The sequence below is a fragment of the Prauserella oleivorans genome, from assembly GCF_042685745.1.
GTDB classification, from domain to species: Bacteria; Actinomycetota; Actinomycetes; order Mycobacteriales; family Pseudonocardiaceae; genus Prauserella_A; species Prauserella_A oleivorans.
This window is the reverse complement of the sequence record NZ_JBHUNT010000001.1, coordinates 4,337,138-4,362,330: the sequence shown is the minus strand read 5'-3', so window position 1 is coordinate 4,362,330 and position 25,193 is coordinate 4,337,138. Positions and strand designations below refer to the sequence as shown.

The 25,193-nt window shown below is 72.5% G+C and carries 27 protein-coding genes; 17 read left to right on the top strand and 10 right to left on the bottom strand.

Annotated elements, in window-relative coordinates; translation table 11 throughout:
• The first annotated feature begins 5 nt into the window (after positions 1–5).
• From ACFSZT_RS21375 to ACFSZT_RS21365, 3 genes are read left to right on the top strand one after another with little or no spacing between them, the layout of a single operon-like run.
• Entirely contained in the window at positions 6–1,049 is a 1,044-nt protein-coding gene (locus ACFSZT_RS21375) for a hypothetical protein (protein ID WP_377385974.1), read from the top strand.
• Positions 1,046–2,314, top strand: coding sequence for an activator-dependent family glycosyltransferase (locus tag ACFSZT_RS21370; protein ID WP_377385972.1), 1,269 nt, complete (start codon positions 1,046–1,048; stop codon positions 2,312–2,314). The genes ACFSZT_RS21375 and ACFSZT_RS21370 overlap by 4 nt, the downstream gene beginning before the upstream one ends.
• 4 nt (positions 2,315–2,318) lie before the next feature.
• The gene (locus ACFSZT_RS21365) at positions 2,319–3,029 is read left to right on the top strand and encodes a class I SAM-dependent methyltransferase (RefSeq protein WP_377385969.1); all 711 of its coding nucleotides are present in this window, start codon (positions 2,319–2,321) and stop codon (positions 3,027–3,029) included.
• Here the strand turns inward: ACFSZT_RS21365 and ACFSZT_RS21360 are convergent.
• The 4 genes from ACFSZT_RS21360 to ACFSZT_RS21345 form a co-directional block, all read right to left on the bottom strand.
• The gene (locus tag ACFSZT_RS21360; RefSeq protein ID WP_377385967.1) at positions 3,010–4,125 is read right to left on the bottom strand and encodes a DegT/DnrJ/EryC1/StrS family aminotransferase; all 1,116 of its coding nucleotides are present in this window, start codon (positions 4,123–4,125) and stop codon (positions 3,010–3,012) included. The genes ACFSZT_RS21365 and ACFSZT_RS21360 overlap by 20 nt on opposite strands.
• Complete coding sequence (locus ACFSZT_RS21355) at positions 4,122–4,571, bottom strand: sugar 3,4-ketoisomerase (RefSeq protein WP_377385964.1); 450 nt, start codon at positions 4,569–4,571, stop codon at positions 4,122–4,124. The genes ACFSZT_RS21360 and ACFSZT_RS21355 overlap by 4 nt, the downstream gene beginning before the upstream one ends.
• A gap of 88 nt (positions 4,572–4,659) precedes the next feature.
• Positions 4,660–5,262, bottom strand: coding sequence for a response regulator transcription factor (locus tag ACFSZT_RS21350; RefSeq protein WP_377385961.1), 603 nt, complete (start codon positions 5,260–5,262; stop codon positions 4,660–4,662).
• A complete protein-coding gene (locus ACFSZT_RS21345; protein ID WP_377385958.1) occupies positions 5,259–6,440 on the bottom strand; it encodes a sensor histidine kinase in 1,182 nt (393 codons plus the stop codon). Before ACFSZT_RS21345 ends, ACFSZT_RS21350 begins: the two co-directional genes overlap by 4 nt.
• Before the next feature lie 121 nt (positions 6,441–6,561).
• Here ACFSZT_RS21345 and ACFSZT_RS21340 point away from each other — a divergent pair, with 121 nt between their 5' ends.
• Together ACFSZT_RS21340 and ACFSZT_RS21335 are read left to right on the top strand one after the other, a co-directional pair.
• Positions 6,562–7,512, top strand: a complete 951-nt coding sequence (locus tag ACFSZT_RS21340; protein ID WP_377385955.1) for an ABC transporter ATP-binding protein — start codon at positions 6,562–6,564, stop codon at positions 7,510–7,512.
• Positions 7,509–8,264, top strand: a complete 756-nt coding sequence (locus tag ACFSZT_RS21335; protein WP_377385952.1) for a multidrug ABC transporter permease — start codon at positions 7,509–7,511, stop codon at positions 8,262–8,264. The genes ACFSZT_RS21340 and ACFSZT_RS21335 overlap by 4 nt, the downstream gene beginning before the upstream one ends.
• Positions 8,265–8,273: 9 nt before the next feature.
• On the opposite strand, the gene ACFSZT_RS21330 is transcribed toward ACFSZT_RS21335, so the two are convergent.
• Entirely contained in the window at positions 8,274–8,795 is a 522-nt protein-coding gene (locus tag ACFSZT_RS21330; RefSeq protein ID WP_377385949.1) for a hypothetical protein, read from the bottom strand.
• A gap of 142 nt (positions 8,796–8,937) precedes the next feature.
• Complete coding sequence (locus ACFSZT_RS21325) at positions 8,938–9,498, bottom strand: GNAT family N-acetyltransferase (protein ID WP_377385946.1); 561 nt, start codon at positions 9,496–9,498, stop codon at positions 8,938–8,940.
• 84 nt (positions 9,499–9,582) lie between these two features.
• Between ACFSZT_RS21325 and ACFSZT_RS21320 the strand changes: the two genes are divergently transcribed.
• Positions 9,583–10,836, top strand: a complete 1,254-nt coding sequence (locus ACFSZT_RS21320; RefSeq protein ID WP_377385944.1) for a winged helix-turn-helix domain-containing protein — start codon at positions 9,583–9,585, stop codon at positions 10,834–10,836.
• 7 nt (positions 10,837–10,843) lie between these two features.
• Here the strand turns inward: ACFSZT_RS21320 and ACFSZT_RS21315 are convergent, their stop codons facing one another.
• Both ACFSZT_RS21315 and ACFSZT_RS21310 read right to left on the bottom strand, forming a co-directional pair.
• Positions 10,844–11,752: a DUF4097 family beta strand repeat-containing protein gene (locus tag ACFSZT_RS21315; protein WP_377385941.1), complete on the bottom strand. Its 909-nt coding sequence runs from the start codon at positions 11,750–11,752 to the stop codon at positions 10,844–10,846.
• A gap of 2 nt (positions 11,753–11,754) precedes the next feature.
• Positions 11,755–12,267 carry a toxin-antitoxin system HicB family antitoxin gene (locus ACFSZT_RS21310; RefSeq protein WP_377385938.1) on the bottom strand — a complete coding sequence of 171 codons (513 nt, stop codon included), beginning with the start codon at positions 12,265–12,267 and terminating at the stop codon, positions 11,755–11,757.
• A gap of 122 nt (positions 12,268–12,389) precedes the next feature.
• Here ACFSZT_RS21310 and thyX point away from each other — a divergent pair, with 122 nt between their 5' ends.
• From thyX to ACFSZT_RS21275, 7 genes are all read left to right on the top strand, one after another.
• Positions 12,390–13,142: an FAD-dependent thymidylate synthase gene (gene thyX, locus ACFSZT_RS21305; protein ID WP_377385935.1), complete on the top strand. Its 753-nt coding sequence runs from the start codon at positions 12,390–12,392 to the stop codon at positions 13,140–13,142.
• 10 nt (positions 13,143–13,152) lie between these two features.
• Complete coding sequence (locus tag ACFSZT_RS21300) at positions 13,153–13,554, top strand: ACT domain-containing protein (RefSeq protein ID WP_377385932.1); 402 nt, start codon at positions 13,153–13,155, stop codon at positions 13,552–13,554.
• A gap of 52 nt (positions 13,555–13,606) precedes the next feature.
• Positions 13,607–15,133, top strand: a complete 1,527-nt coding sequence (locus tag ACFSZT_RS21295) for a serine/threonine-protein kinase (protein WP_377385929.1) — start codon at positions 13,607–13,609, stop codon at positions 15,131–15,133.
• Between the two features lie 130 nt (positions 15,134–15,263).
• On the top strand, positions 15,264–16,289 hold the full coding sequence (dapA, locus tag ACFSZT_RS21290) for a 4-hydroxy-tetrahydrodipicolinate synthase (RefSeq protein WP_377385926.1): 1,026 nt from the start codon (positions 15,264–15,266) through the stop codon (positions 16,287–16,289).
• Positions 16,286–17,983, top strand: coding sequence for a ribonuclease J (locus tag ACFSZT_RS21285; protein WP_377385923.1), 1,698 nt, complete (start codon positions 16,286–16,288; stop codon positions 17,981–17,983). The genes dapA and ACFSZT_RS21285 overlap by 4 nt, the downstream gene beginning before the upstream one ends.
• Before the next feature lie 56 nt (positions 17,984–18,039).
• Positions 18,040–19,548, top strand: a complete 1,509-nt coding sequence (locus ACFSZT_RS21280; RefSeq protein ID WP_377385920.1) for a CehA/McbA family metallohydrolase — start codon at positions 18,040–18,042, stop codon at positions 19,546–19,548.
• A gap of 27 nt (positions 19,549–19,575) precedes the next feature.
• Complete coding sequence (locus tag ACFSZT_RS21275) at positions 19,576–21,087, top strand: alpha/beta fold hydrolase (protein WP_377385917.1); 1,512 nt, start codon at positions 19,576–19,578, stop codon at positions 21,085–21,087.
• Here the strand turns inward: ACFSZT_RS21275 and ACFSZT_RS21270 are convergent.
• Positions 21,084–22,067, bottom strand: coding sequence for an EamA family transporter (locus ACFSZT_RS21270; RefSeq protein ID WP_377385914.1), 984 nt, complete (start codon positions 22,065–22,067; stop codon positions 21,084–21,086). The two genes, ACFSZT_RS21275 and ACFSZT_RS21270, sit on opposite strands and share 4 nt — an antisense overlap.
• Positions 22,068–22,178: 111 nt before the next feature.
• Between ACFSZT_RS21270 and ACFSZT_RS21265 the strand changes: the two genes are divergently transcribed.
• The 4 genes from ACFSZT_RS21265 (at position 22,179) to ACFSZT_RS21250 (ending at position 24,053) form a co-directional block, all read left to right on the top strand.
• Positions 22,179–22,655: an Lrp/AsnC family transcriptional regulator gene (locus tag ACFSZT_RS21265; protein ID WP_377385911.1), complete on the top strand. Its 477-nt coding sequence runs from the start codon at positions 22,179–22,181 to the stop codon at positions 22,653–22,655.
• A gap of 230 nt (positions 22,656–22,885) precedes the next feature.
• On the top strand, positions 22,886–23,434 hold the full coding sequence (locus tag ACFSZT_RS21260) for a DUF222 domain-containing protein (RefSeq protein ID WP_377478325.1): 549 nt from the start codon (positions 22,886–22,888) through the stop codon (positions 23,432–23,434).
• Entirely contained in the window at positions 23,383–23,934 is a 552-nt protein-coding gene (locus ACFSZT_RS21255) for a DUF222 domain-containing protein (protein ID WP_377385905.1), read from the top strand. Before ACFSZT_RS21260 ends, ACFSZT_RS21255 begins: the two co-directional genes overlap by 52 nt.
• Entirely contained in the window at positions 23,823–24,053 is a 231-nt protein-coding gene (locus tag ACFSZT_RS21250; RefSeq protein ID WP_377386859.1) for an HNH endonuclease signature motif containing protein, read from the top strand. Before ACFSZT_RS21255 ends, ACFSZT_RS21250 begins: the two co-directional genes overlap by 112 nt.
• A gap of 387 nt (positions 24,054–24,440) precedes the next feature.
• On the opposite strand, the gene ACFSZT_RS21245 is transcribed toward ACFSZT_RS21250, so the two are convergent.
• On the bottom strand, positions 24,441–25,184 hold the full coding sequence (locus ACFSZT_RS21245) for a lysophospholipid acyltransferase family protein (protein ID WP_377386857.1): 744 nt from the start codon (positions 25,182–25,184) through the stop codon (positions 24,441–24,443).
• Between the last annotated feature and the right edge of the window lie 9 nt (positions 25,185–25,193).

Genomic DNA, 25,193 nt, shown 5'->3' with positions numbered 1-25,193 from the left:
GCGCGGTGGCGACGCTCAGCCGCGCCGAGTTCGGCAGGCGGCTCCAGCTGGTCCGTGCCTCGATCTGGTACGAGGCGCTGGCCGGCGACGGCTACGCCGGTCTCCTGCGCGGCTTCGCTGCCCAGCCCCCGCCTCCGCTGCCCGCCATGCCCGGTCTGAGCCGGAGCCGGCTCGGCGCGTGGATCTGCACGGATCCCGCCGTCGCCGAGCGCATTCTCGGCGACGAGCGGTTCGGGGTCCGCCGCGCCGACGGCGGAAAACCACACCTGCAGGTGCTGCCCCTCGACGAGACCTTCCTCGGGGCCGAGCCTTCCGCGCAACGCAGGATCGCCGAGCTGCTCGGGCCCGAGCTCGGTGCCGTGCGTGCGGACACGGTGCGGCGGCACGCCGACGCGCTGCTGGCCGGGTGCGGCGACGAGTTCGAGCTGGTCGGCGACGTCGCCGAGCCACTGGCGGTCCGGGTCCTGGCCGAGCTCTTCGGGCTCGACGGCATCGCCGGAGAGCTGCCCGCGCTGGCCACCGCCCTCGACGCCCTCCGCACACCGCCTGCCCTGGCCGACGCCCTGGCGCTCGCCCGGGCGAGCCGCGCGCTGCGTGACACTCTCGCCGCCACCGCGGACGGGGATCTGCTGGCGGGCCGGGTGCTCGCTACCGTGCTGGTCCTCGCGACCGTGCCGACCCTGCTGGGCAACGCCGTGCGCTCACCCGCCCACGCCGGCGACCCCGCGTCCGTGGTGGACGGTGCGCTCCACGCGCATCCGCCGGTGCGGCTGCTGTGCCGTGTCGCGCACACCGCTGCCGACATCGCGGGAACCACCGTCGCGGCGGGGGAGGAGGTCGTCGTCCCGGTCGCTGCGGGCCGGCGCGCCGTCGGGCTGCTGCGGGCCGAACCGCGCTGGCGCATGGTGGAGCCGCTCGTCCGGCTGCTCGCGACCACGGGACTCGCGGCCCTGCGCGCCCGGTATCCCACGGCGAGGACGCAGCCGCCGCGCTGGCATCCGCGGTCGCCGGTGACCGCCCGGATGGCGTGGCTGGGGGTGACGGGGTGAGCGCGGGAGATCCGCTGCGCGTGCTGTTCGCGACCATCGCGCACAACACGCACTTCTACAGCATGGTTCCGCTCGCCTGGGCGCTCCGGGCGGCCGGCCACGAGGTTCGCGTGGCCAGCACCCCCGGGATGGCCGACGTGATCACGCGGGCAGGGCTCACGGCTGTCCCGGTCGGACGCGACCCGGCGCCGCAGGCGCTGCGGACCGAGCACGCGCCCGGCTCGCCGACCGTCGACTTCACGGACCTCCTCCCCGGACCGGACCACGAATGGCTGCTCGGGTTCCACACCATGCTGGTGCCCACCTTCTTCGCCACGCTCAACGACGACGCGCTGGTGGACGGGCTCGTCGAGGCCGCCCGCGCCTGGGAACCCGACCTGGTCGTGTGGGAACCGCTGACGCTCGCCGGTGGGGTCGCCGCGACCGTCAGCGGAGCCGCGCACGCGCGACTGCTGTGGGGTCCGGACGTGCTGGGGCTCGCCCGCCAGCAGTTTCTCGAGGTGCTCGCCACGCAACCACCCGAGCGGCGCGACGATCCGCTGGCCGAATGGCTGGGCTGGACACTGGAGCGGCACGGCCACGAGTTCTCGGAGACCGTCGTGCGCGGGCATTGGGTGATCGACCAGGAGCCGCCGAGCGTGCGGCTGCCGGTCGACCAGCGCACGGTGCCGATGCGGTACGTGCCCTACAACGGCCCGGCCGTCGTGCCGGACTGGGTGTTCGAGCGGCGACACCCGCGCCGGGTCTGCGTGTCGCTCGGGGTGTCGGCTCGCAGCGGTCGCGGCAGCTCCACGGTCGGCGTCGGTGACCTGCTCGCGGCACTGTCCGAGGTGGACACCGAGGTGGTGGCGACCCTCGATGCCACGCAGCGGCAGGGTCTGGGCGCGGTGCCCGACAACGTCCGCCTGGTCGACTTCGTTCCGCTGCACGTGCTGCTACCGACGTGCTCGGCGATCGTGCACCACGGCGGTGCCGGCACCTGGGGCACCGCGCTGCGCTACGGCGTACCGCAGATCCTGGTGCCGGAGATCTGGGACGCGCCGCTGCGTGGCCGGCTGCTGTCGGACCTCGGCGCCGGTCTCGTGCAGTCCGTCGGGGAGCTGACTCCGGACTCCTTGCGCGACAAGGTGATGCGCGCCCTCGACGATCCGGCGCTGGCCGGTGCCGCCCGCGCATTGCAGACCGAACTGGCTGCCGAACCGGCCCCCACCGAGGTCGTCGGCGAGCTGGAACGACTGACGCGGCGATATCGGGAGGGGAGCTGAACCGATGTACGGAGCAGCGCTGGCCGAGGTCTACGACCAGTGCTACGAGGGCCGGGGCCGGGACTACGCGGCGGAGGTCGACACCGTGCTCGAGCTGGTGCGCCGGCACGGGGGAGAGGTGAGGTCCCTGCTGGACGTGGCCTGCGGCACGGGCGCGCACCTGCGCCGGTTCGCCCGCCGCTGCCCTCACGTGGAGGGCCTCGAACTGTCGCCCGACATGCTCACCGTCGCCCGGGGGGCACTACCGGACGTCGCCCTGCACGAGGGGGACATGCGCACGTTCCGGCTGCCGCGGCGGTTCGACGTGGTCACGTGCCTGTTCAGCTCGATCGGGCACATGGCGGACGTCTCCGAGCTGACGGCCGCCGTGCGGTCCATGGCCCACCATCTGACCCCCGGCGGGACGCTGGTGGTGGAACCGTGGTGGTTCCCGGAGGCGTTCCTGCCCGGGTACGTGGCGGCCGACGTCGTCGAGACGGGGGAGCGCAGGATCTGCCGTGTCTCACACTCCACCCGGGACGGCCACGCGAGCCGGGTCGAGGTGCACTACGTGGTGGCGGACCCGGCCGGAATCCGGTCCTTTGTGGACATCCAGTACATCACGCTGTTCACCCGTGCCGAGTACGAGCACGCCTTCCGGGAGGCGGGCTGCGAGGTGACGCACGTCGAGGGCGGCCTGTGCGGCCGGGGGTTGTTCATCGCACGGCGGGACTGAACGCACCGAGCACCGCCTCCACGACCCGGCGCACCTGCTCCGGTGCCAGGTGCGGGCCGATGGGCAGGCTCAGCACCTCCCCGGCGAGCGCCTCCGCGACGGGAAACCGGGTACGCGCGTGCGGATGGTCGGCGTAGGCGGGCGAGCGGTGCGGCGGCACCGGGTAGTGGATCAGCGTCTCCACACCGGACTCGCGCAGCGCCGCCTGCACCCGGTCGCGGTCGCCGGACCGGACGACGAACAGGTGCCACGCCGGTTCGGCCCACGGCGCGACGGCCGGCAGTTCCAGCCCTGGCACGCCGGCCAGAGCCTCGGTGTACCGGCGAGCCACCGCGGCCCTCCGGGCGTTCCAGGCGGGAAGCCGGCGCAGCTTCACGCGCAGCGCTGTCGCCTGCAGCTCGTCCAGCCTCGAGTTCGTGGCCCGCACCTCGTGCCGATATTTCGTCGCCGAGCCGTAGTTGCGCAGCAACTTGAGCCGCGCGGCGAACTCGGCGTCGTCGGTGGTGACGGCCCCGCCGTCGCCGAACGCGCCGAGGTTCTTGCCCGGGTAGAAGGAGAACGCCGCCGGGTTGGCGCCGGAGCCGATCCGGTTGCCGCGATACCGCGCGCCGTGGGCCTGCGCGGCGTCCTCCAGCACGGCGATCCCGTGCCGGCGCGCGATGCGCGTGATCGGGTCGAGGTCGGCGGGATGCCCGTACAGGTGCACGGGCACGATCGCGCTGGTGCGTGGCGTGATGGCGGCCTCGACACGCCCCGGGTCGAGGGTCGCGGTGGCGGCGTCCGGTTCGGCGGGCACCGGCGTCGCCCCGGTGGCGGACACGGCGAGCCACGTCGCGATGAACGTGTGCGACGGCACCACGACCTCGTCGCCCGGGCCGATGCCGAGTGCGCGCAGGCTCAGCTCGAGCGCGTCGCACCCGCTGCCGACCGTGACGCAGTGCGCGGCGCCGCAGAACCGCGCGAACTCGGCCTCGAACGCCTCGACCTCCGGCCCCGCCAGATAGCGGCCCGAGCCGAGCACCCGGCCGACCGCGGCGTCGATCTCCGTGCGCAGCTCATGGTAGGCGGCCCCCGCGTCCAGGAACGGGACCGTCATGCCCCGGCCCGCGCGCTGCGCAGGAACTCGGCGTAGTCGCGGTAGTAGTCCGCCTCGTCGTAGTGCTCGGAGGCCAGCACGAGCCCGACCGCGCCGGGGGAGAAGTTGACCAGGTTCCGCCACGTCATCGGCCCGATGAACAGGCCGCGCCGCGGATGGTCGAGCAGGTAGCGCTCGGTACGGAACCCGTCGTCGACGGTGATCTCGAACTGCCCGTGCACGGCGATGACGAGCTGCTGCAGCGTGCGGTGGCCGTGCGCGCCCCGTACCGTCGCCATCGGCAGGTTGTACAGGTAGTACACCCGCTGGACCTCGAAGTCGATGTCCTTGCCGGCCTCGACGACGGACAGGCTGCCGCGTGGGTCCGCATGCTCGGCGAGCTCGATCATCCGGCACGGCTTGATCCGGCCGGGTCCCGGGCGCAGATCCGTCGGTTGCGCGGTCATGGGTCGACGGTATGTCGGCTTCGCCGGGAATGCGTCCGTCATGTGCCGGATTGCCCGGACGCCGGCTCCGTCAGATGGCGCAGCAGCGTCAGATCCAGCCTTCCTCCCAGGCCCGGCGCGCGGCGGCGTGGCGGTTCTGCACGTCCAGTTTGGACATCGCCGAGGACAGATAGTTCCGCACCGTGCCGGGGGCCAGATGGGTGGCCTCGGCGATCTCGCTGATCGGCGCACCGCTGTGGCTGTGCCGGAGCACATCGAGCTCGCGCTCGGTCAGCGGGCACGCGGGGGCGGACAGCGCCGACGCGGCGAGTTCCGGGTCGACGTAGCGGCCCCCGGCGTGCACGTCGCGCAGGATCGCCGACAGCTTGGGTGCCGGCGTGACCTTCGGGACGAAGGCACGCACCCCGGCGGCGAGCGCGCGCTTCAGCACGCCGTGCCGGGCATGCCGGGTGACGATCACGACCGGGACGTCCACCCGGTCGCGGATCGCCTCGGCGGCCGCCAGCCCGTCCATGCCGTTCATCTCCAGGTCCAGCACCACGAGATCAGGCCGGTGCTCGTCGGCGAGCTCGACGGCCTCCGCGCCGCTGCCCGTCTGCGCGATGACGGTGATGTCGGGCTCCAGCTCCAGCAGATTCGCCAGCGCACCGCGCACGAGATCCTCGTCGTCGGCCAGCACCACGCGGATCATCGCGGCCCACTCCCCAGTTCCTTCGCCTTGCCGGTCAGCTCGAACCAGTCCGGTGTCCTGCGCTGCGCGGTGACCTCGCCACCGATGGCGGCGAAGCGCTCGCGCAGCCCGCGGATACCGTTGCCGTCACCGGCGGGTTCGCGGTGCTCGACGCCGTCGTTGCCGAGCCGGACGCACACGTGCCCGTCCGCCACGGTCACGGCCAGTTCGCAGCGCAGCGCCCTGCTGTGCCGCAGCACGTTCGTGGTGCCCTCCCGGACGAGCGCACCGAACGGCTGCTGCAGCGGCGGCGCGATGGCGGCCGGGTCACCGTCCACCCGCACGTCGATGCCCGCGGCCCGCAGGAGGCCGACGGCGTTGTCGATCTCGGTCAGCAGGCCGACCTCACGATAGCCGTGCGCGAGCTTGCGTGTGTCGGCAAGCGCCGACCGGGCGAGCTCGGTGAGCTCGGCCGCGTGCCGGCGCGCGGCGTCGTCGTCGGTGCCCACCAGGCGTTCCGCGAGCTGGCCTTTGAGGACGATCGCCTGCAGCGAATGCCCTTGGATGTCGTGCAGATCCGCGGCGAAGCGCAGCCGTTCCCGAGCGGTCGCGAGTTCGCCCGCGAGGCTGCGCGCCTGGTCGAGCTCCAGCACGAGATCCCAGAACCGGATGGTGACCAGGTCGACCCCGACGACGGCGACGACGACGGCGGCCGCCACCGCCAGGGCGACCGGCACCGACGTCCCGGGAGCGTGCCGCCACGACAGGGCGAGTGCGCCGGTGACGACGGTCGCCAGGAGCAGGCCGCCCGCGAGCCGCGACCGGTACACCGGCGGCGCGCTGGCCACACTCGCACCGCCCACGAGCGCGGGCAGCAGCGCCCACGCGCCCGCGAGCGGCGTGTAGCGGGCCGCGTGGGCCCAGGCGATCACGGCGACCACGGTCGTCAGGATCTGCTCGACGGGTCTGCGCCGCTCGAAGTCCACCGCCTGGGCGGCGTAGCCGATGAACCGGGTGCGTTGCACGATCGCGCAGGCGATGATCGCCGTCAGCAGCACCTGGTTTCCGGTGCCGAAGCGGTCGCTGAACAGGTCGGGCCCGAGCAGCGGCACGAGGACCAGGCCACTGACGGCCAGGGATCCCCAGATGTAGCGGCGCAGCCTGCGCATGCGCCGCGAGTCCGGCGGGAACTCACGCATGGATCAAGGATGCACGCCGCTGCCCGGATGACATCTGTCATGCCCCGGCCGTGTGGATCTCCGCGGAACCGGTGATCGGCGGCTCTGGTGCGGTCACCGGCCCGCTTCCTACGGTCGAGGCGTGTTCACACCAGTGATCGAAGCAGCCGGGTTGCGGTGTTCCTACGGTTCGTTCGAGGCGGTCCGGGGGATCGACCTCGAGGTGCGGCAAGGCGAGTTGTTCGCGTTGCTCGGCACGAACGGCGCGGGCAAGACCACGACGCTGGAAACCCTGGAAGGGATGCGCGCACCCTCGGCGGGCACCGTCCGGGTGCTCGGGATGGACCCGCACGAGGAGCGGACGCGCCTGCGCGGCCGGGTCGGCATCATGTTGCAGGAGAGCGGGTTCGCGGGAGATCTGACGATCGCCGAGACCGTCCGGCTGTGGCAGGACCTCGGCAGCAGACGCTCCGATGCCGAGTACGCCATGGAACGGCTCGACCTCGCCCACCGCCGCGACGTCCGGGTGAAGCAGCTCTCCGGCGGTGAGCGGCGGCGCCTCGACCTGCTGCTGGCCATGCTCGGCAAGCCCGAGTTGCTGTTCCTCGACGAGCCCACGACGGGGCTCGACCCCGAGTCACGCGTCACCGCCTGGCAGGTGATCCGGGACCTGCTGGCCGAGGGCGTCACGATGGTGCTGACCACGCACTACCTCGACGAGGCCGAGAGCCTCGCCCACCGGCTGGCCATCATGCACGAGGGCCGAATCGCCGTGGCCGGCAGTCTCGTCGACGTGCTCGCCGCCGAGCGGGCACGCATCTCGTTCGACCTGCCCGCGGAGACCCCGGCCGGCACGCTGCCGGAGTTCGCCGGAGACCTGGACCCCGCCCAGCTGGCCGAGGGCCGGGTGGAGCTGTCGACCTCCGACCTGGAGCGCGACCTCACCGCCGTCGTGCAGTGGCGCAGCGCCCACCAGGTCCCGCTGCGCCGGTTCCGCGCCCAGCACGCCTCGCTCGACGACGTCTTCCACGGCGTGGTCGACCGCGACCGCACCCGGACCACCACCACCGACGTCGTAGGAGAAGCCCGATGAGCCTGGTCCGTCGTCAGTTGACCGCGTTGCTGCTGACCGAGGTGAAGCTGGTCGGGCGCAACGCGACGGTCGCCGGCACGGCGACGCTGTTCCCGATCGGCATGGCCGTGTTCCTCGTGCTGTTCGGCGCCGACAACCTGGGCGCGCTCGGGTGGGCGCTGCCGGTGGCGATGCAGCTCGCGCTGATGTGCGGCATGACGGTCTACATCACCACCACGTTGACGCTGACCGCGCGTCGCGAGGACCTCTACCTCAAGCGGCTGCGGACCAGCGAATGCGCCGACGCCACGATCCTGGCCGGCCTCAGCTCGCCGCCGTTGCTGCTCGGGGTCGCACAGAGCCTGCTGACGGTCGTGATCGTCTGGATCTTCGGGCCCGCGGCACCGCAGAACCTGCCGTTGCTGCTGCTCGGGATCGTGCTGACGGTGGCGATGTGCGCGGTGGCCGCCATCGCGACCACGGGGCTCGTCTCGACCACCCAGCAGGCCGACATGGCCGCGATGCCGTTCTTCCTGTTTCTGCTGGGCACCACCATCTGGGCCGGGACACACGGTGCGGGCGGCCCGGAGGTCGTGCCGCTGGTGCTTCCGGGTGGGGCGCTGCTCGACATCGCGCGGCTGTCCTACGACGGCACGAGCGGGTTCGCCGCGCAGTTCGCCGACGCGCTGCCCGCACTCGGTGTGCTGGTCGCGTGGACGCTGCTCGCGGGCTTCGCGGCGAAGCGGCTGTTCCGCTGGGAGAAGCGGGTCTGAGGGAGCGATTCAGAGACCGAAGGCGCCGGCGAACATCGCGGGCGAGGCGGCCAGCGCGCTGAACCGCACGAACCGGCCGAGCAGCCCGGCGGTGACGAACGTCGACATCCTCATCCGCACCAGCCCGGCGAGGACGGTCGTCGCCATGAACGGCGGCAGGCCCACCACCGAGCTGACCCCGTAGGTGCTGGCCATCCAGTGCGGGTGCCGGTGGCAGCGCTCACGCAGCGTGTCGAGCCAGCCGCGCAGCTTCTTCGTCCGCAGCCGCCACCGGTGCCGGCGCGGCGAGGGCGGGCGTTCGCGGTGCAGCCGGCAGTGCAGGAACTCGGGCAGCCGGATGGAGCCACGGGCGGCGAGGTAGTAGAGCAGCTTGCCCAGGATCTGGCCGGTGGCGACCACCGCGCCGACCGCGAGCCACGGAATGCTGTTGCCGCTCGTCATGAGGCCGATGACGAAGACCTCGATGCTGATGACCGGGATCACGGCGGAGCCGAACGCGACACCGAACGTGATGCACAGCCAGGTGAGCACCAAGATCCTCCTGGATTCGTCGACAGCGCGGGGTGGGGGCGGGCTTCGGACGGGCACGGAATGCCAGGGGCGGGCCGGAGTATGCCATCGATCACGTATGGGTCGCGTCAATGGAGGGTGCGGGCGTCGAGCGGGGTCGGGGTCAGGTCTCGAGCCGGAGATCAAGTCCGCCGGTGAGGCGGACCTCGCGCACGGTCCGTTCGCCCGTGTCCAGCGTGCGTACCGTGCCGTCCGGATCCCAGCCTACGCGGCGGAAGAAGGCGAGTGAGGCCGAATCGGACTCCGCGACCCACGTGACACCGCGCACGCAGCCTCGGTCCCGCAGGCCGGCGGCGGCGGTGGCGAGCAGCCGACCGCCGTGGCCGCGTCTGCCCCAGCGCGGCTCGACGAGGACGGTGGCGACCAGGCCGGTCGTCGCCGCGTCGGGCGGCACAGCGCCGTCGGCCGTGGCGACCTCACCCGCGGGCGCCGGTCCCGCGACGCAGAAGCCGACCGCGAACCGGCCCTCCTCGGCCAGATACACGGTCGATCCCGGGTGCGCCACCGCATCGGTCCACTCCCGGGCCAGCGCCGCCTCGTCGAGCGCGTCGACGGCGGCCCGGCCGAGCACATCGGCGTAGGCCGTGCGCCAGGTGACGACCTGGATGCGTGCGATGTCGGCGACGTCGTCTGCGGTGGCGACGCGGACTCCGGCGGTGCTCATGGGCCGAACATAGCGGTGCGCGCCGGGCGGGATGACCCGGTGGCGCGCGGACAATGTCGGTGCCTGCTGGCAGCATGGCTCACCGTGAGAACCGTCAGCCCCGAGGTGGCGCGGCGCACCGCGCTCGCGGCCCAGGGCTTCGCCGATCCGCGCCCCTCGGGGCCGCCCACCCGGCGGCACCTGAAGCGGGTGCTGTCGCGCGTCAAGCTCATCCAGCTCGACTCGGTGAACGTCGCCGTGCGGGCCCACTACGCGCCGCTGTTCTCCCGCCTCGGTGCCTACGATCCCGCGCTCATCGACGAGGCCGCGTGGTCGCACAGCGCACGACGGCCCCGGCTGTTGCTGGAGTACTGGGCCCACGAGGCGAGCCTGGTCCCGGTGGAGGACTGGCCGCTGCTGCAGTCGGGTGCGAAACGGCCGGGCTGGTGGCGGGGCTACGGTCGCCTCGCCGAGGCCTCGCCGTCGCTGGTCGACGACGTGCTCGCCGTGGTGAAGGAGCTCGGTCCGGTCGGCGCGGGCACCATCGAGAAGGAGCTCGCGGGCGGCTCCCGGCGCACGCCCGGGGCGTGGTGGGAACGCTCCGAGGTCAAGAAGATCTGCGAGTGGCTGTTCGGCATGGGGCAGCTCACGACGGGCACCCGCCGCGGCTTCGAGCGCCTCTACGACCTCACCGAGCGGGTCGTGCCACCGGACGTGCTCGCCCGCCGGGTGGACGCCGCCGAGGGTGCCCGGGAACTGGTCGCGCGCTCCTCCGAGGCCCTGGGCATCGCGACCGAGGCGGACCTGCGTGACTACTACCGGCTCGGCCCCGCGGAGAACCGCAGGGCGGTCGAGGAGCTCGTCGAGGCGGGCACGCTCGAGCCGGTGCGGGTGCGCGGCTGGCGGCAACAGGCCTACCGGCACACCTCCGCCACGGCGCCGCGCGCGGTTGCCTGCCGGGCGCTGCTGTGCCCGTTCGACCCGCTGATCTGGGAACGCGCGCGCACCGAGCGGCTGTTCGGCTTCCGCTACCGCATCGAGATCTACGTGCCGGAGCCGCAGCGGGTGCACGGCTACTACGTGTTCCCGTTTCTGCTCGACGGCGACCTCGTGGCCCGCGTCGATCTCAAGGCCGACCGCGCAGCCGGAGTGCTGCGCGTGCCGGGTGCTTTCGCCGAACCGGGTGCCGACCACGGCCGGGTCGCCGCCGAACTGGCCGCCGAGCTGGCGGAGATGGCGGCGTGGCTGGGCCTCGACGGGGTCGCGGTGGGCGAGCGGGGCGACCTCGCCGAGGCACTGCGCCGCGCGGTCAGCCCGGCAGCCGGGGTGACGTGCGCGGTCAGCCGACCGCCTGGGTGACGCGCGGTCAGCCGGCAGCCCGGGTGACGACGGCGTCGCCGGAGCCGGTGCGCGCTCGCACCGACAGGGGCACCTCACGGTCCGGTGGTGTCTCGGCCACGTCGAGCTCGCTGGATACCCGGCCCGAGCCCGACGACAACTCGATCTCGGCCGCCACGCCGTGCCGGATGCCGATGCGCACGTTGCCGGAACCGGTGATCGCCTCCAGCGAGCCGGCCGCCGCACCGGCGACCGACACGTCGCCGCTGCTCGTGCGCACCAGGACGGATCCGGAGACCTCGCCCAGCCGCACCGCGCCGCTGCCCGACGCCACGGTGCCCGAGGCGGGCAGCTCGGCGATGTCCACGTCGCCGCTACCGGAGCGCAGCTGCAGGCCGGCCCGCAGCGCGCCGGCCTTGATGCCGCCGCTGCCGGTGCGCAGCGTCGCGGCGCCGTCGGCCGTCTCGACGCTCACCGAACCGGACCCGGTGGCCACGTCGACCCGGCCCGCCGAGCCGGTGAGGCCGACCTCGGCGGACCCCGCCCGGACGGTGAGGTGAGACCCCTCCGGCGCGTGCAGGGTGACAGCGAGGGGAATATTGCGCAGCGGCAACGGCTTCGGGCCCGCGACCGTCAGCCGGGTGCCGACCTGTTCGATGCGGCACTGCGCGACGGCGTCGGCGGGGGAGCCGGTGAGGTCTGTGCCGAGCTGGCTGCCGAAGCGCTCGCCGACCCAGCTGAGCAGGCTCGATACCCCCTCGCTCCACGGCGCCTGCGCCGCCGGGTCGTGCCGGATCTCGGCCAGCACAGGCCCCTCGCCGAGCTTCACCTCGACCCGGCCCACGGTGATGTCGACGTTCAGTTCGAGCGGGCCGGTGGCGTCGAAGGTCTGGCTGCGCACCAGCTCCTCGGGCGTGCCCTGCGGTTGCTCGGTCATGGTCATCCCTCCACCCAGCCGTGCAGGTACGACCGGCTCGAGCCGCCGCGTGCCTTCGGGCCGGTGCCGTGCTGGTGCGTTCCCCGCAGCGCGCCCTGGACGGCCTGTGAGACGAAGGTGTTCAGCGACACGCCCTGTGCCGCGGCCGCCTGCTCGGCCTGCGACTTGATCTGCTCGAACAGCCGCAACGTGATGCGGCTGATGTCACCGGCCTCGCCCTGCGGCGGCGGTGGCGGCGCCGGTGCGGGCGGGGGTTCCGGCGCCGGGGTCTCGGCACCGCCGGTGACGACCACACGGACGTCCCGGCCGTCGAGCCGGACCTCGACGACGTGGTCGGGCAGGTGGGCGGTGACCTCGGCGGCGAGGTCGGACAGCGCGTTCATCAGCGTGAGCCGGGCGGCCGGCTCCAGAGCCGCGGACAGGATCGCGGCGGCGCGTTGCAGCTCCTGGTCGCCGGCGGAGGCGGTGGTGGTGAGGTCCTCCCGGAGCCGGTCCAGGTACGGCGTCAAGTCCATGACATCACTATGACGTCATAACTGATGTCGCGCAAGCGGCAACATGGTGTCAACAGATGTCACCACGGATTGTCGGCACCGGGAGATACGCTGCCGGGAGTCATCAGGCGGAGGGAGTCGACGTGGCCGAAACGGTGTCACCCAAGGTGCGGTTGATCGCGAAGACCGAGTTCTTCCCACCCGAGGACGTGCCGTGGAGCACCGATGCCGACGGCGGGCAGGCGCTCGCCGAGTTCGCCGGGCGGGCGTGCTACCAGTCGTGGAAGAAGCCGAACCCGAAGACGGCCACCAACGCCGGCTACCTCGACCACATCATCGAGGTCGGCCACCTCTCGGTGCTCGAGCACGGGTCGGTCACCTTCTACATCACCGGCATCTCCCGCTCGCTCACGCACGAGCTGATCCGGCACCGGCACTTCTCCTACTCCCAGCTGTCCCAGCGGTACGTGCCGGAGCGCGACGCGGCCTTCGTGGAGCCCGACGTGATCGCCGAGGACCCGGAACTGCACGAGAAGTTCCTCGCGGCGACGCAGGCGAGCGTGGAGGCCTACAGCGAGCTGCTCGAGGGACTCGAGCGCAAGTTCGCCGACGCGCCGAATGCAACCCTGCGCCGCAAGCAGGCCCGCCAGGCCGCCCGTGCGGTGCTGCCCAACGCGACCGAGACCCGCATCGTCGTCACCGGGAACTACCGCGCCTGGCGGCATTTCATCGGCATGCGCGCCACCGAGCACGCCGACGTGGAGATCCGCGCCCTGGCCGTGGAGTGCCTGCGGCAGTTGCAGAAGGCCGCCGAGAACGTGTTCGCCGACTTCACGATCTCGACGCTGCCCGACGGCACCGAGGTGGCGTCCAGCCCGCGCGTCCTCGAAGGCTGAGGCGGGCACCGTGAAGCGGCTCGTCATCGACGTCCGGCCGGGCGAGTACGCGGTGTCCCGGCTCGACGCCGCGGCCGCTGTCCCGCAAACGCTGCTCGACGGCGCGGGCGACGGCCTCGTCTCGGTCACGCGCACCGGCAGCGAGCTGTCGGTGGTCTGTCCCGTCGCGCTCGCGCCGGACGGGGCCCGGGTGGAGGGCGGATGGCGGTTGCTCACCGTCCGTGGCCCGCTCGCGTTCACACTCACCGGGATCATCGCCGCCCTGTCCAGCGAGCTGGCCTCCGCGGGGGTGGCGTTGTTCAGCCTGTCGACGTTCGACACCGACCACCTGCTGGTCAAGGACGGCGATCTGGCACGGGCCGTCGACGCGTTGCGGGCGGGAGGGCACGAGGTCCACGGATCCGGCGTCTGACCGTGCGGGTGCGGCTAGCATCGTGCCGCACACGACGAGGGGACGAGGCAGCGTGACCGACGAGCTCCGGCAGACCCGGACCACTCAGGCCAGTTCCGCACCGAGGACGGTGGCGGGCCGGTACACCCTGCTGCGGGAACTCGGCCGCGGCGGCATGGGCGTCGTCTGGCGTGCCGAGGACACGGTGATCGGCAGGCAGGTGGCGATCAAGGAGCTCCGGCTGCCCGAGGGGGCCGAGGACGCGGGTGTGTTCTCCGAGCGCGTACTCCGGGAGGTCCGCACCGGCGGCCGGCTCAACGACCCCGCCGTGGTCACCGTCTACGACGTCGTCACCGAGCACGACGCCACGTTCATCGTCATGGAGCTGATCGAGGCCCCGACGCTGTCCGAGCTCGTGCGTGGCCACGGTCCGCTGCCGGCGCACCAGGTCGCGCTGATCGGCGATCAGGTCCTCGCGGCGCTGCAGGCCGCACACCAGGCCGGCATCGTCCACCGCGACGTCAAGCCGGGCAACATCATGGTCGCGTCGAACGGCCGCGTGAAGCTCACCGACTTCGGCATCGCCCAGGCCGTCGACGACCCGCGGATCACCACCAGCGGCATGCTCGTCGGCTCGCCCGCGTTCATGGCACCGGAGCGGGTCGCCGGGCAGGAGGCGCTGCCCGCGTCCGACCTGTGGTCGCTCGGCGCCACGCTCTTCTTCGCCGTCGAGGGAGTCCTGCCGTTCGAGCGCGCCACCACCGCGGCCACGCTCCACGCGATCATGAACGAGGTGCCCTACCTGACGCACGCGCAGGGCCCGCTCGCCTCGGCGATCATGGGCATGCTCATCGCCTCCCCGGACGCGCGGATCTCCGCCGCCCAGGCGCGCGGGCTGCTCGGCCTCGCCGCGCACCAGAACGCCGCCGGTCCGCCCACCCCGCCCGGCGGCCGGCCGACCGCCGGGCACGGCGGGCAGCCGCCCACGATGCCCGGCGGGCACACGATGCTCGGCACGCCGCCGTCGCCGGTACGGTCCGGCAAGCGCCGCGCTCTCGTCGCCGGCGCGGTGGCCGGGGCGGTGGCCCTGCTGGCCGGCGGGTTCTTCCTCGGCAAGCCGTTCTGGTCGACCGACACCGACGAGGCGATGTTGCCGACGCTGAGCTACGGCGACGGCGGCGATGTGCCCTCCCTCGAGCTGAGCGGCTCCTACCAATGCCTCAACACGCCCCTCGGCGCAGGCCGGTCGATCGCTGACAGCAACTGGGTCGACTGCGAGAGCGAGAGCCACGACGCCGAGCTCTTCTTCGGCGACATCGCGCTGGGGCAGTCGACCGACGACGAGGCCGTCCCCGCGAGCTACCCCGGTGACGAGAGGTTGCGGGCCTTCGCCGAGAAGCAGTGCGGGGTGGTGTTCCACTCGAACGCGGTCGACGACGACCGGCGGGCGAGCCTGCGCTACCAGGCGCTCGTGCCGTCGCGGACGGAGTGGGAGAAGCGGCCGGCCGAGGGCGACTACGCCATCCGGTCGATCTACTGCTTCGCGACGGACGCGGGCGGCGGCAGGATGACCGGAACGGTGAGTCGCGAGGTCCACTGACCGAAGAACTTCCCGCCCGAACGCGCCCGGTGCGCGAATTCTTCGTCACCCCCCGCGATCTTGCGCACCGGCCGCCGACTTGGTCCGGTCGGCGCGCTGATCGCGGCCCTGAGGAGGTACCGTCAGCAGCATGTCGATTGCACCGCCCACTCCGCCGACCGCCGCGCCGGGCAGACCGTTCGGCCGCGTGCTCACCGCCATGGTCACCCCCTTCGACGCCGAGGGCGCGCTGGATCTGAAGCGGGCGCAGGAGCTCGCCGTGCACCTGCTGGAGCTGGGCAACGACGGACTGGTCGTCAACGGCACCACGGGGGAGAGCCCGACCACGAGCGACGAGGAGAAGGCCAAGCTGATCCGGGCCGTCGTCGAGGCGGTCGGCGACCGCGCCGCTGTGGTCGCCGGGGCCGGCACCTACGACACCGCCCACAGCATCGAACTCGCCAAGCAGGCCGAGAAGGCCGGCGCGCACGGCCTGCTCGTCGTGACGCCCTATTACTCCCGGCCCACGCAGGCCGGCCTGCAAGCCCACTTCACGGCGGTCGCCGACGCCACCGAGCTGCCGGTGATGCTCTACGACATCCCGCCGCGCTCGATCGTGCCCATCGAGGTCGACACGCTGCGCAGGCTCGCCGAGCACCCGCGCATCGTGGCGGTCAAGGACGCCAAGGGCGATCTCCTCGCGGGCAGCGAGGTCATCGCCAACACCCACCTGGCCTACTACTCCGGCGACGACGCGCTGAACCTGCCGTGGCTGTCGGTCGGCGCGGCCGGCGTGGTGAGCGTGATCGGGCACGTCGTCGCGGGCCGCATCCGCGCCATGATCGAGGCCTACGAGGACGGCGACACCTCCACCGCGCGCACCAACCACCGCGGCATGCTCGCTGTCTACCGGGCGTTCTCCCGCGTCGGCGGGGTCGTGTTCTCCAAGACCGCGCTGCGGCTGCGCGGCTACGACGTCGGCGGGCCGCGGCTGCCGATCGTCCCGGCGTCGCAGGAGCAGGTGGAGGCCATCGCCGCCGACCTGACGCAGGCCGGCGTGCCGCTGGACGCCTACCCGACGAGCGACTGGGCGGGCTCCCGCGTGGCCCAGGCCGACTCGGCCGCCGCGTATGTCACACCCACCACTCACACCAGCGTTGGGACCATTCATCGGTGAGTGAACTCGCTGTCGGACCAGGCCCGAACAACGCACCACCGCCGCTGCCGGAAGGCGGCCTCCGGGTCGTCGCCCTCGGCGGAATCGGTGAGGTCGGGCGGAACATGACCGTCTTCGAATACGACGGCAGGCTGCTGATCGTCGACTGCGGCGTGCTGTTCCCCGAGGACACCCAGCCCGGCGTCGACCTGATCCTGCCCGACTTCCGGGCCATCGAGCACCGGCTCGACGACATCGACGCCCTAGTGCTCACGCATGGTCACGAGGACCACATCGGTGCCGTGCCGTTCCTGCTGCGCCTGCGGCCGGACCTGCCCGTCTACGGCTCCCGGTTCACGCTGGCGCTGCTCGCGGCCAAGTGCCGGGAGCACAAGCAGAAGCCGGTGCTGTTCGAGGTCGCGGAGAACGAGCGTCGCCAGGTCGGCCAGTTCGGGCTGGAGTTCTTCGCCGTCAACCACTCGATCCCGGACGCCCTCGCGGTCGCCATCCGCACCCCGGCCGGGCTGGTGCTGCACACCGGCGACATCAAGCTCGACCAGCTGCCGCTCGACGGCAGGCTCACCGACCTCGCCGGCTTCTCCCGGCTCGGCGACGAGGGTGTCGACCTGCTCTGCGTCGACTCCACCAACGCCGAGGTGCCCGGCTTCGTCACGCCGGAACGCGACATCGGCCCGGTGCTCGACGACGTGATCGCGCAGGTGCGCCAGCGCGTCATCGTGGCGTGCTTCGCCAGTCACGTGCACCGTGTGCAGCAGGTCCTCGACGCGGCGCTCCGGCACGGCAGGCGGGTGGCCTTCGTCGGCCGCTCGATGGTGCGCAACATGGGCATCGCCGCCGATCTCGGACTGCTGAACATCCCCGAGGGCCTGCTCATCGACCTCGACGAGGCGGTGAACCTGCCGGAGACCAAGGTGCTGTTCGTCTCCACCGGGTCGCAGGGCGAGCCGCTGTCGGCGCTGTCGCGGATGGCCCGGGGTGAGCACCGGCAGATCTCGATCCGGGCGGGCGACACGGTGGTGCTGGCGAGCTCCCTCATACCCGGCAACGAGAACGCGGTGTTCGGGGTCATCAACGGCCTGGTGCGGCTCGGCGCGAACGTGGTGCACCAGGGCAACGCCAAGGTCCACGTGTCCGGGCACGCCTCCGCGGGTGAGCTGCTGTTCCTGTACAACGCGATCCGGCCGAGCAACGTCATGCCCGTGCACGGCGAGTGGCGGCACCTGCGGGCCAACGGCGAACTCGCGGTCCGGACCGGGGTCGCCCCGGAGAACGTCGTGCTGGCCGAGGACGGTGTCGTGGTCGACCTCGTCGACGGCAAGGCGTCGACCACGGGGCGGGTCGAGGTGGGCGAAGTCTACGTCGACGGCCTCTCCGTGGGCGATGTCGGCGAGTCGACCCTGTCCGACCGGCTCATCCTCGGCGAGGGCGGGTTCATCGCCATCACGGTCGCGGTCGACTCGGCGACCGGCCGGGCCATGAGCTCGCCGACGGTCTCCGGACGCGGTTTCTCCGACGACCCGAAGGCCCTCGACGAGGCCGCCGCGCTCGTGGAGATGGAGCTCTCCCGCACCGAGGCCGAGGGCATCACCGACACGCACCGCATCGCGCAGGCCGTGCGCCGGGCGGTCGGCCGCTGGGTCGCCGAGACCTACCGGCGCAAGCCGATGATCGTGCCGACCGTCATTCCCGTGTAGCAGGCTTCACCGCGCGTTCAACCAGCGGTTCTCCGGCGTGGGCGACAATCGGGCCCATGTCGCTGGACTTGCCGGGGATGTCCCGTCGCCGCCTGCTGCGGGCCGGTTCGGTGCTCGCCGCCGCGGGCCTCGCCGCGCTGGCGCCCGCGCACGTCGCGAGCGCGCGCACCCGGACACACCGCACGGGCACGGCCACCACGACGTCGCGGACGTTCACCGGCCGCGCACCGGTCGGCATCGACCAGTGGGTGTACGTGCCCTTCGACGTCGGGCCGGGCGCGGCGCGGATCTCGGTGACGGCGTGGTACGAGCAGTTCGAGATTCCGGGAGTCGCCGCGCAGGTGCTCGATCTCGGGCTGTTCGACGCCGACGGCTGGGACACGGCGAACGCGGCCGGGTTTCGGGGCTGGTCGGGCGGCGCCCGGAGGGAGTTCACGGTCACCGCCACGGAGGCGACGCCCGGCTATCTCGCGGGACCGCTGGCGACCGGTACGTGGGCCGTCGCGCTCGGCCCGGTCGTGTTCAACCCGCTCGGCATGGCGTGGGAGGTCACGGTCACCGTCGAGTACGCCGACAGCGGTCCACCGTTCGCCCCACAGCCGGCGCCCGTGCGGATCGGCGGCACTGGGCCCGGCTGGTATCGCGGTGACCTGCATGTCCACTCCGTACATTCGGACGGCACGCGGCAACCGTCCGAAGTGGTCGGCGCGGCGCGGGAATCCGGTTTGGACTTCTTCGTCTCGACCGAGCACAACACCAACTCCGCCAACCACATCTGGGGCCGCCACGTGCCGGACGACCTGCTCGTCGTCGCGGGCGAGGAGGTCACGACGAGGCACGGCCACTGGCTGGCGATCGGCATCCCGGCGGAGCAGTGGGTCGACTGGCGCTACGGTCCGGCCGACAGCGGAGCGTTCGCCCGCTGTGCCGCGTCAGTCCACGAGGCCGGTGGTCTGGTGGCCGCCGCGCACCCCGCCATCCCGCTGCCCGGCACGGGTTGGGAGTTCGGGTTCGAGCACGTCGACGCCATCGAGGTCTGGAACGGCCCGTGGAGCGCCGAGGACGAGGCCGCGCTCGGGTTGTGGCACACACGGTTGCTCGCGGGCAGGCGGATCACCGCGATCGGAAACAGCGACTCCCACCGGCCGGAGCAACCGCTGGGCCTGCCGCAGACCGTGGTCGATGCCGAGGAGCTGTCGGTACCGGCCTTGGTGGCTGCCCTGCGTGCCGGCCGGGCCTACCTCGCCGCGTCGTCGGCCGTCATGCTGGAGGTCGCCGCGACGAGCGGTGGGGTGACGGCCCGGATCGGCGGCACGCTGCCGGTGGGGCGGGGTGAGGAGGTGACGCTCACGGCCCGCGTCGCCGGAGCTGCGGGGGCGACGCTCGTCCTGCACACGGCGCTCGGCCCGGCCGCGGCCACGCAGACGTCCGGCGATGGCACGGGAACCCTCAGCTGGCGTGGCTGGGGCCGCGCGTGCCGGTTCCTGCGCGTCGAGGTCCGTGCCGCCGCGTCGGCGCGGATGATCGCGCTGAGCAACCCGATCTGGCTCGTCGCGCCCACATGATCGTGGCGGCTTTGTCAGAATGAGCGGATGGTGACGCGGCGCACGTCCGAATCCGGTTCCCGCGGTGAGCGAATGCTGGCCGTGCAGGGTGTGCGGCTGTGCGTCGAGACATTCGGGCGTGCGGCCGACCCGGCGCTGCTGCTGATCGCCGGCCAGGACAGCTCGATGGACTGGTGGTACGACGAGCTGTGCGCAAGACTCGCCGCGCGCAGGCACGTCATCCGGTACGACCATCGCGACACCGGCCGCTCGGCGACATGGCCACCGGGTGCGCCGGGCTACACGTTCGCCGACCTCGTCGGCGACGCACTCGGCGTCCTCGACGCCCTCGACGTGCACGAGGCGCACGTGGCCGGCATCTCGATGGGCGGTGCGATCGCCCAATGGCTGGCCGTCACCCACCCCGAACGGGTGCGCACGCTGACGCTCCTGGCTACCAGCGGCGCGCTACCCGGCCTCCCGGACGACCTGCCCGACATGGCACCGGACTTCGCCGCGATCGCCGATGCCGGCGGGCCCGCCGGCACGGATCCCGAAGCCGTGGTCGCGCGACTGCTGAGCGAGCAGCGGGCACTGGCCGGGCCCGGGTTCGACGAGGCACGCACGCGGACCGTCGTCGAACGCGTCGTCGCCCGGACGGCCGACCTCGCCTCGCTCGGTAACCACGCCCACACCGACGGCGGTCCGCAACCCGATGGCACCCTCGCCGACATCGCCGCGCCGACATTGGTGATCCACGGAGATGCCGACCCGCTGTTCCCGCTCCCGCACGGCGAGGCGCTGGCCCGCGTGATCCCGGGTGCCGAACTGCTGGTGCTGCCGGGTGCCGGCCACGAGGTGCCACCACCGTCTACATGGGACACCGTGGTGCGGGTGCTGCTGCGGCACACGTCCGACGGCCCGGAGGCGGAGGAGGAGCGGATCGTCGGCCGGGCGGAGGACGACCCGGTGGGCTGGTTCGAGGAGCTCTACAACGCGGGCGAGGCCGGTGACATCGAGCTTCCGTGGTCGCGGACCGACCCGCATCCGCTGCTGGCGGAGTGGGTGGCCGCGCGCGGCATCCACGGTCCCGGCCGGGCCGTCGTCGTGGGCGCCGGTCTCGGCGCGGACGCCGAGTACATCGCCGCGCGAGGGTTCGACACGACCGGGTTCGACGTCAGCGAGACGGCGGTGCGGGTGTGTCGCGAGCGGTGGCCCGGTTCGCCCGTGCAGTACCGGGTGGCCGATCTGCTCGACCTGCCCGCGGACTGGCGGGGTGCGTTCGACCTCGTCGTGGAGGTGTTGACCGTCCAGGCGCTGCCGGTGGCACTGCGCTCCCGCGCGACCGACGGTGTGCGCGGTCTCCTCGCGCCGGGCGGCACGCTGGTGGTCGTGGCGCTGCGCGCGCAGGACGGTGTCGCTCCCGAGCCCGGGCCTCCCTATCCGTTGACGCGCGGCGACGTGGAGGCATTCGGCGCGGGCCTGGACACCGTCACCGTGCGCGAGACCGCGCTTGACGGCTCACCGCGGTGGCTCGCGGAGTTCCGCAGGCCGGGCTAGGCGTCCACGGGCAGCGGCTCACCGGCCGGCTGTTTGCGTGGCGAGGTCAGTTGCACCAACAAGGCCCCGCCGAGCAGCACCGCGGCCCCGAGCAGCTGCGTCCAGGTGAGCGCCTCGCCGAGCAGCAGCCACGCGGCCGCCGTGGCGACGAGTGGCTCGACCAGGGCCAGCACGCTGGCCGCCGCCACGGGGAGGTGGCGCAACGCCGTGATCCCGGCGAGGTAGGCGATCACCGTGGACACCAGCGCGATCGCGACCAGCAGCGTCCACACCGGTGGCTGCCACGGTCCGAACTCGGTGGGGGCTGTCAGCACCTCGGCAGGCAGCGTCCACGGCGGCGCCACCACACACACCGCGACCGCGCCGATCACCATGCCCCACGTCACCATGCCCAGCGGGTGGTGGCTGGCGACGCCGTGCTCGCCGAGCAGGAAGTACGCCGCCGAGCACAGGGCCGCGCCGACGCCGGCGAGCAGGCCCACCGCGTCGAGCTCGAGTCCGGCGCCGACCCGGGCGACCATCGCGAGACCCGCCAGCGCGAGCGCGATCCCGACCCACATCGGCCACGGCAGCCGGATCCGGCGCACGAACCGCACCCACAGCGCCACCAGAACCGGCGAGGTGAACTCCAGCAGAATCGCCACGCCGACCGGAATCCGTGACGCCGCGACGAAGTAGAACAACTGCACGCCCGCCACGCCGAGCAGGCCGTACCCGGCCAGCACGCGCCACTGTCGGCGCTGCACGCGGAGCAGCCCTGGCCGCACCAGCGCGACGCCGGCCAGCAGCACCAGCGCCGCCAGCCCGATCCGCGCCGCCGCCACCTGTTCCGGGGCCAGCCCGGCCAGCATCGCGGGCTTGCCGATCGCCCCGGAACTGCCGAAGCACACGGACGCGACCAGCAGCAGCACCACACCGCGCGTGGTGTCGGGCCGCCCGGCGTCCGTATCCGCAGCCGTGCCGGACCGGGTTGTCGTCATCACGAATCCTTTGCCGGAGAGAGGGAAGGTGCGAGTTCGACCGCTTCGACCCTAGCCAGCCTGCCGGTGGGGCCGATTGAAAGTTCTCCCGCATCCGCGCAACATATTTGCGTGGCTGCCCTCACCCTTGATGACCTCGACCATCACCTGCTGGATCTCCTGCAGCGGGACGCCTCCCGCACGTTGCGGGACCTCGGTGAGGAGGTCGGGCTCTCACCGAGCGCCGTGCTGCGCCGGGTGCGGCGTTACCGCACCAGCGGCCTGCTCAGCCACACCGTGGCCGTGCTCGACCCGCGGCACGCACCCGAGGTGGTGCTCGCGGTGTGCCTGGTGACCATCCAGGAGGACTCGCCCGAGCACGGCCGGTTGTTCCGCCGCCGGCTGCTCGAGGCACCCGAGGTGCAGCAGGCCTACGAGGTCTCCGGTGACTACGACTACGTTGTCGTGCTGGCCACCGTGGGCACGGGGCACCAGAACGAGATCGCCAAGCGGCTGTTCCAGCAGGACCCGAACGTCAAGCGGTACACAACCCTGTTCGTGTTGGACCCGTTGCGCACCGGATCCGCCATCCCGACGCGGCGGCCGTAGCGCGCGTCTGCCGTCCGTGTCGCCGTGTCGGCCGTTCCCGTCGTCGTGTTGCCCGCTTATGTCGTCGTGTTGGCCGTTTGCGTCTGGTGGGGTGCCGTTGTGGTGGTTTCCGGATTCGCGTCGGTGGTGGGCTTTCAAACACGCCTTCGGCGCGCCGTGGGAAACCGCCGCTCCACGCATCACCTCTCATTGTCTGATTGCTAGCGGCAGTTCCCCACGGAACGAGTCTCGTGGTCACGTTCCGCAATTTGTTGCTCCACCCTTTCGGTATGCGATTTTCCGGTAGAATCGTTGGCATGGGGGAACGACTTATCGAGCGCATCGTCGAGCTGGAGCGGGAAATTGCTCGGCTGCAGGCGTGGCAGGTGCGGACTTTGGCGGAGTATTCGGCGTCGCGGGACGATGCTGCCGATGTGGCCTCGGAAGTGGCGCTGGCGTTGGCGATTTCGGAGAATGCGGCGCGGATCAAAATCGGGTTGGCCCGGGATTTGGTGTCGCGGCTTCCGGAAACGTTGGGTGCGTTGTCGCGGGGCGAGATCGATGTGTACAAAGCCTCGAAAACCTCGGAGCCGACAGCGGTGTTGTCCGATGACATGGCCGGGGAAGTGGATGCGCTGGTCTCCGGGCGATTAGCGGGGCGGGATGCCTCGTCGATTCGGCGGATGGTGAACCGTGCGGTGCACAAGGTCGATCCGGAGGGTGCCGCGGCGCGGGCGGAGGCACGGCGGTGGAACGCCGGGTCGAGCTGCGGCACGCCGACGAGGCGATGGCCACGTTGACCGCCGACCTGCCCGCCGAGGTCGCCTCCGCGGCGTATGCGCGGACCGATCGGTGTGCGCATACGCCGCGCAACGCCGGCGACGGCCGGACCATGGACCAGCTGCGGGCCGACGTGTTCGCCGATCTCCTGCTCAGCGGGACTCCGGGCGAGGCATCGGTGCGGGCGGAGATCTTCGTGTACATCGACGTCGCCACCCTCATCGGGCTCGCCGAGAACCCTGCCGAGCTCGCGGGGCACGGCCCGCTGCCCGCCTCGATCGCGCGGGCGATCGCGTTCGACCCGAGCTCCACCTGGCGGCGCATCATCACCGACCCCCACACCGGCGCCCCGATCGACGTGGGCCGCACCCGCTACCGCCGCCCGCCGTCACCGCCGACCACGTCACGATCCGGGACCGCGAGTGCCGCTTCCCGACCTGCCACCGCCCTGCCCACGACAGCGATCTCGACCACGTCATCCCGTACCAGCGTTCCGGCGACACCAACACGGCAAACCTGATCGGCCTGTGCCGACGCCACCACCGCACCAAACACACCCCCGGCTGGCACTTCCACCTCACCGACACCGGAAGCCTGCACATCACCACCCCGACCGGCCACACCTACAAGTCGCCATAACCGCCGGCTCCCAGCCGCCGGACCCGTCTTATCGGGAGTCGGAACCAACGGCCGGATAGCGATGCGCCTCCACCCGCCTTTCCCACGTGGCCGCTCCGCCATGACCCCGACCGGGCTGCCGCGTCCCGGCAGCAGGGGAGTCCGCCGACGGGCGCCGGACCGGTCAACCCCGTCCTGCATGCCACCCGGGGCGACCTGAAGGCGGGGACCATGGGCCGCCACGGCCGGACCAGTGGCGGTAACCCGGCGGCCCGGGCCAGCGGCGGGGACCCTGCGCCGCCCAGCGGCGGGCACGCCCCGGCTCCGCCGCCCCGGCCGATACCACCGGGCACGCTGCCAAGCCGACCGATGGCGCCTCACCGTCCCGATCAGGGCCGCCAGGGGCTGTCAGGGCCGCCAGGGGCTGACCGTGTCGGTCGGGCGCGTGGGGTCGTGGAAGCGCGGCACGTCCGGCTCGTCGCGGCGGAGCGGCACCAGCCCGTCGGTGATGGCGCGCATGATCTTGCCGTGGGCCTTCACGGCGTGGCCCGGCCGCGAGCCGTCGAACTCGGAGAGGTCCACCGGGTCGCCGAAATGCACCTTGAACGTCGGCCTGCGCAGCGGGGCGGTGAGTCCGGAGCGCACCAGCGGGACGAGGTCGGCCAGGCCGGAGACGGTCTCGGTGCCCCAGTACACGGCCTCGTGCGCACCCCATTGGCTGATCGGGATCACCGGCACCCCGGAGGCGAGCGCGAGCCGGGCGGCGCCGGTCTTGCCGCGCTCCGGCCACAACCCGGGATCGTGGCTGATGCGGCCCTCGGGGTAGACGATGATCGGGGCGCGCGTCGTGCGCATCTCCTCCACCGCGTGGGCGAACTGCGCGATCGCCGAGGCCGAGCCCCGGTCGACCCGCAGGTGACCGCTGGCCTTGAGCGCCGTCCCCAGCACGGGAGCGTCCAGCAGCCCGCCGGCGAGCATGAACCGGGGCGCCAGGCCGATCCGCCTGCACGCCGCCATGAGCACGAACGCGTCGAACACGCCGATGTGGTTGGCGGCCATGAGCAGCGGCCGCCCGCGCAGGGCCCTCGGCACCCGTCCGCTGACCTTCAACCGTCCCGCCAGGCTCACCAGGCCCTGGTCGGCGGCCAGCATCGCCCGCCA

Excerpts from the sequence above, each read along its gene's own strand:
- ACFSZT_RS21355 (WP_377385964.1), bottom strand. The coding sequence starts at position 4,571 with ATGACCGCGCAACCGACGGATCTGCGCCCGGGACCCGGCCGGATCAAG.
- ACFSZT_RS21245 (WP_377386857.1), bottom strand. The coding sequence starts at position 25,184 with ATGCTGGCCGCCGACCAGGGCCTGGTGAGCCTGGCGGGACGGTTGAAG.
- dapA (WP_377385926.1), top strand. The coding sequence starts at position 15,264 with ATGTCGATTGCACCGCCCACTCCGCCGACCGCCGCGCCGGGCAGACCG.
- ACFSZT_RS21335 (WP_377385952.1), top strand. The coding sequence starts at position 7,509 with ATGAGCCTGGTCCGTCGTCAGTTGACCGCGTTGCTGCTGACCGAGGTG.
- ACFSZT_RS21315 (WP_377385941.1), bottom strand. The coding sequence starts at position 11,752 with ATGACCGAGCAACCGCAGGGCACGCCCGAGGAGCTGGTGCGCAGCCAG.
- ACFSZT_RS21365 (WP_377385969.1), top strand. The coding sequence starts at position 2,319 with ATGTACGGAGCAGCGCTGGCCGAGGTCTACGACCAGTGCTACGAGGGC.
- ACFSZT_RS21280 (WP_377385920.1), top strand. The coding sequence starts at position 18,040 with ATGTCGCTGGACTTGCCGGGGATGTCCCGTCGCCGCCTGCTGCGGGCC.
- ACFSZT_RS21270 (WP_377385914.1), bottom strand. The coding sequence starts at position 22,067 with ATGACGACAACCCGGTCCGGCACGGCTGCGGATACGGACGCCGGGCGG.
- ACFSZT_RS21275 (WP_377385917.1), top strand. The coding sequence starts at position 19,576 with ATGGTGACGCGGCGCACGTCCGAATCCGGTTCCCGCGGTGAGCGAATG.
- ACFSZT_RS21360 (WP_377385967.1), bottom strand. The coding sequence starts at position 4,125 with ATGACGGTCCCGTTCCTGGACGCGGGGGCCGCCTACCATGAGCTGCGC.
- ACFSZT_RS21345 (WP_377385958.1), bottom strand. The coding sequence starts at position 6,440 with ATGCGTGAGTTCCCGCCGGACTCGCGGCGCATGCGCAGGCTGCGCCGC.
- ACFSZT_RS21325 (WP_377385946.1), bottom strand. The coding sequence starts at position 9,498 with ATGAGCACCGCCGGAGTCCGCGTCGCCACCGCAGACGACGTCGCCGAC.
- ACFSZT_RS21350 (WP_377385961.1), bottom strand. The coding sequence starts at position 5,262 with ATGATCCGCGTGGTGCTGGCCGACGACGAGGATCTCGTGCGCGGTGCG.
- ACFSZT_RS21310 (WP_377385938.1), bottom strand. The coding sequence starts at position 12,267 with ATGGACTTGACGCCGTACCTGGACCGGCTCCGGGAGGACCTCACCACC.